Source organism: Rhodococcus sp. NPDC057014 (assembly GCF_042673295.1).
Lineage (GTDB): Bacteria > Actinomycetota > Actinomycetes > Mycobacteriales > Mycobacteriaceae > Rhodococcus_F.
In genome coordinates, this window is sequence record NZ_JBHUSF010000474.1 from 1 (window position 1) to 4,808 (window position 4,808).

The following is a 4,808-nucleotide window of genomic DNA, read 5'->3' on the forward strand; positions in this document are numbered from 1 at the left end:
GCTGCTGCTGACGGTGGGCGGCAGCGAGGCCTCCATCCGCGGGGCGCAGTCGCACACGGGATCGCTGACGTCCGACAGCGCGGTCATCGACGCGGCCTGCCGCGCGGCCGGGGTGTACCGGGTGTCGAGCCCGCGGCAACTCGCGGACGTCGCCGCGACACTCCTCGGGTACGGACCCGCGGACGTGCGACGGGTCGGTGTCGTCGCCGACGGCGGCGGGCACGCGGGTGTCGCGTCCGACGTGGTGGAGGCGGCCGGACTCACGGTTCCGGAGTTCCCCGCCGACATCAGCGGCGCGCTGCGCGAACTGTTGCCGCCGTCCGCCGGAGTGACCAACCCGGTCGACCTCGCGGGCGCCGGGGAACAGGACATCACCTCGTTCGTCTCCGTCCTCGACACCATCCTGCAGAGCCCGGCGGTCGATTCCGTGCTTCTCACCGGATATTTCGGCGGCTACGGCAGCTACGGTGAGAACCTGGCGCGCAAGGAGATCGAGACCGCCCGCGCGATGGCGGAAACGGCCCGCGCCCACGGCAAGCCGGTCGTCGTGCACACGATGCATCCCGACAGCGCCGCGGCGAGGGTGCTCGCCGACAGCGGGGTCCCGGTCTTCCGCGCGGTGGAGGACGCCGCCGGGGCGCTCGGCGTCATCGCCGAAACCACTGCGCCGCAGGATCAGGCGGGTACGGACAGTCTGCCGCCCGCGCCGGTGACCAGCGACGCGTACTGGGATTCGCGTGAACTGTTCCGCGGCGCCGGCGTCGAATTCCCCGCGGCGCGTCTGGTGCGGAACTGTGCGGAGGCGGTGGCGGCGGCCGAGGCCGTCGGATTCCCGGTGGTCCTGAAAGCGATGGGCCTGCTGCACAAGTCCGACTCCGGCGGGGTCGCCCTGGGTCTGGGGTCGGCGGAACAACTCGCCGACGCGTTCACCCGCATGGACGCCTCGCTCGGAGCGTCCGCCTACTGCGTCGAGGCGATGGCCGACCTGAGTGAGGGCGTCGAACTCATCGTCGGGGTCCAGACCGACCCGCGGTTCGGCCCCGTCGCCATGGTGGGTCTCGGCGGCATCTTCACCGAGGTCCTCGCCGACGTGTCCTTCGCGCTGGCGCCGGTCGACGCGGAGACCGCCCGCGGCCTGCTCGACAACTTGCGGGCGTCCGCCCTGCTCCGAGGGGTGCGCGGCAGGCCGCCGATCGACATCGACGCCGCCGCGGACGCCATCGCCGCGATCACGGCCGTGGCCACCGCACACCCCGAGATCGCGGAACTCGAGATCAACCCCCTGCTCGTCACCCCGAAGCAAGCCCTCGGACTCGACGCGCGCATCGTCCTGAACTCATCGAACACCAACTGACACAAGGAAGTTCTGAACATGGAATTCGCATACAGCCCCCGCCTCGCCGACCTCAAGGAGCGCGCCCGCGCCCTGACCGACACGATCATGCAGTTCGAGGACGAGTGCGAACGCAACAACGGGATCTCCGACGAATCCCACGCCACCATCAAGGCGGCCGTCCTCGCGTCGGGACTGCAGGCGATCAACACCCCCGTCGAATACGGCGGAGCGGGACTGACGGTGCTCGAGCAGGCCGTCGTGCAGGACGAACTCGGCAAGCTCACCAATGCGCTGTGGGACACGGTGTGGCGGCCGGCGAACCCGCTGACCCACGCGACCCCCGAACAGCGGGAGCGTTACCTGATCCCCGGTGCCCGCGGCGACCGCCGCGACGCCGTCGCGATCTCCGAGGCCAACGCCGGTTCGGACTTCTCCGCGGCGAGCACCACCGCGACCCCCGACGGCAACGGCGGCTACATCATCAACGGCGAGAAGTGGTTCGTCACGGTCGGTGACGTCGCCGACTACCTCATCGTGCTGGCCAACGTCGAACCCGACAACGCCGCAACGATTTTTCTGATCGACGTCGACACCCCGGGCGTGAAGATCAAGCACATCCCCCGCTACACGCACACGTTCGTCTACGAGCACCCCGAGTTCACGTTCGAGAACGTGCGAGTCGGCGCGGACGCCGTGCTCGGCGGCATCGGGCAGGGCCACGACCTCACCCGTGACTGGTTCACGGAGGAGCGGTTGATGATCGGCGCACGCACGATCGGTGCGGCCGAGCGGGCGCTGACCCTGGCCGTCGACTGGGCGCGGGAGCGGGTGCAGGGCGGCGAGCCGCTGATCAACCGGCAGCTGATCCAGGGCATGATCGCCGATTCCGTCGTGGACATCACCACCAACCGGGCGCTCACCCACCAGGTGGCATGGGAGTTCGACCAGGCCGACCCGAACGATGCCGATCTGCGAAAGACCCTGCACGCCAAGGCTGCGACCGTGAAGCTCGCCGCGTCCGAGGCGTCGAACCGGGTGGTCGACCGGGCCGTCCAGATCTTCGGCGGCCGCGGCTACATCCGCGACTACCCCGTCGAGCGGCTGTGGCGCGAGCTGCGCGTCGACCGCATCTGGGAGGGCACGTCGGAGATCCAGCGCCTGGTCATCGCGAACGAGGCCAACAAGCGGGGTCTCGAGAACCTGCTGTCCTTCCGCTACGAGGCCGGGGAGAAGTAACACGATGCCGACCGAGAACACCGGAACCGTCGACGTGCGGCGGGACGGCGACGTCGCCGTCGTCACCCTGCGGCGCGAACGGAAGCGGAATGCGCTGTCCACGCACATGGAAGCCGCACTGCTCGCCGCGCTGGGCTCACCCGAGGTGAAGTCCAGTCGGGCCGTGGTCCTCACCGGGGGCGACTCGGTGTTCTCGGCCGGCGCGGACGTCACCGAACTGCGGGAGATGACGCCGGAGGCGATCGCCGAGTATTACCGGACCTCCGGGTCGGTGTACGAGGCGCTCGCGGCGCTCCCGCAACCCACGGTGTCCGCGATCACCGGCTACTGCCTCGGCGGAGGCCTCGAACTGGCCCTCGCCACCGACATCCGGGTCGCCGATCCGGCCGCGGTCTTCGGGTTCCCGGAGATCGGCATCGGGATCCTCCCCAGTTCCGGCGGCGTCACCCGCATCATCCGCATCGCCGGTGCCGGCCGTGCCCGCGACCTCGTCCTGCGCGGTCGGCGCTTCGATCACGCGGACGCCGAACGCTGGGGTGTCGTCAGCGAGATCGCCCCTCCTGCGGAGCACGTGAAGCAGGCATTGAGCATCGCGCACGAACTCGCGGCGTATTCGCCTCTGGCGCTGAGCATCACCAAGCAGGTGCTGGACGTCAGCGCGGACGCCCCGCACCACGCGTCGCTGCTGCTCGAGCAGCTCGCCTACTCGGCGCTGAACAAGACAACCCCTTAGCGGTACCGGCCGAGTGCGGCCGACTCGACCGCCACCCCGAGGGTGACGGCACCAATCTACGTAGTGGAGACGACATGAGTTCCTTCGACGTGATGGACAGACCCGCCAAACGCGGGTTCCACACCAAGCTCCTGATCGCGTGCTGTGGCGGACCATTCCTGGACGGGTACGTCATGAGCATCATCGGCGTGGCCCTGCTCGGCGTGCACGAGCAGCTACACCCGACGACGGCCGAGGCCGGGTTGATCGGTGCGGCCTCGCTGATCGGTATCTTTTTCGGCGCCACCGTGTTCGGCTTCCTCACCGACCGGGTGGGCAGGGAGAAGATGTACGCCCTCGACCTGGTGGTGCTGGTCGTCGCGTGCGTGCTGTCGGTGTTCGTGCAGTTGCCGTGGCAGCTGATCGTGCTGCGGTTCGTCATCGGCGCGGCCATCGGCGCGGACTACCCCATCGCCACCTCGCTCCTCACCGAGTTCACTCCGACCCGCAAGCGCGGCGCGATGGTCGGGATGTCCGCCGTCGCATGGTCGGCGGGTGCCGTCGCCGCCTACGTGGTCGGGGCGCTCGTCGTCGGGATCTCCGGCGGCAACGACCACTGGCGTCTGCTGCTCGCGTCGAGTGCGGTCCTGGGTCTGATCGTGATCCTCGTGCGGCGCGGAATCCCGGAGTCGCCGCGGTGGCTCCTGAAGAACGGCCGGGTCGCGGACGCCGAGGCCGTGGTCGAGCAGATCTACGGGGAGAAGCTGGATCTGAGCACGGTCACCGTCGAAGACACCGCCGACAAGCCGAAGGCCGACATCGGGATCTACTTCCGGGGCCAGTATCTCGCCCGGCTGATCATGTGCAGCGCCCTGTATCTGGCGGTCGTCACCCCGCTCTACGCGCTGCTGACGTTCCTGCCCACGATCCTGTCCGGATTCTCGATCTCCGGCGACGGTTCCGCGGGGCTCATCGTCGAGACCGTCATCATCGGACTCATCGTCGCCGGATCCATTCCCGCGCTGTTCCTGGTCGAGAAGTGGGGCCGGCGCCCGATCGCGGTGATTCCGTTGGCGCTGATGGTGATTCCGCTGGCCGGGTTGTGGTTGTGGGCGGACGGGCCGCTGTGGTTCATCGTCGCCGCGTTCTGCGCGTACGCGTTCATCTCCGGCGGTCCGAGCATCCTGGTGTGGATCTACCCCAACGAGCTCTTCCCCACGGAGTTCCGGGCCACGGCCGTGGGCATCGCCACCGCCGTCAGTCGGTTCGGCGCCGCGACCGGCACGTACCTGCTGCCGCTGAGCATCTCCTCGCTGGGCACCGGCACCACGATGCTGTTCGGCGCGGTCCTGACGGCGGTCGCGTTCGTGATCTGCTTCTTCATGTCGCCCGAAACGAAGGGCAAGTCGCTGGAGGAGGTGTCGTCCGTGTCCGCCGCGCCGGTGACGGCGACGAGCGCTCCGCGGACGGAGAAGCTGGAGGAGGCGTCCGCGCCGCGAACCTGAGCGATCGCCTCCCTTCGCC

General features: G+C 69.2%; 4 protein-coding genes. All 4 read left to right on the forward strand.

Annotation, left to right across the window (positions count from 1 at the left end):
* Positions 1-1,354 (forward strand): acetate--CoA ligase family protein (locus ACFTZB_RS43060; RefSeq protein WP_378441693.1); only part of this gene is annotated, 1,354 nt, incomplete at its 5' end.
* Between the two features lie 18 nt (positions 1,355-1,372).
* Complete coding sequence (locus tag ACFTZB_RS43065) at positions 1,373-2,572, forward strand: acyl-CoA dehydrogenase family protein (RefSeq protein ID WP_012690608.1); 1,200 nt, start codon at positions 1,373-1,375, stop codon at positions 2,570-2,572.
* A 4-nt stretch (positions 2,573-2,576) separates the two neighbouring features.
* Positions 2,577-3,305, forward strand: a complete 729-nt coding sequence (locus ACFTZB_RS43070; protein WP_378441696.1) for an enoyl-CoA hydratase/isomerase family protein — start codon at positions 2,577-2,579, stop codon at positions 3,303-3,305.
* A gap of 74 nt (positions 3,306-3,379) precedes the next feature.
* Positions 3,380-4,789, forward strand: a complete 1,410-nt coding sequence (locus ACFTZB_RS43075; protein WP_378441700.1) for an MFS transporter — start codon at positions 3,380-3,382, stop codon at positions 4,787-4,789.
* Positions 4,790-4,808 lie beyond the last annotated feature (19 nt).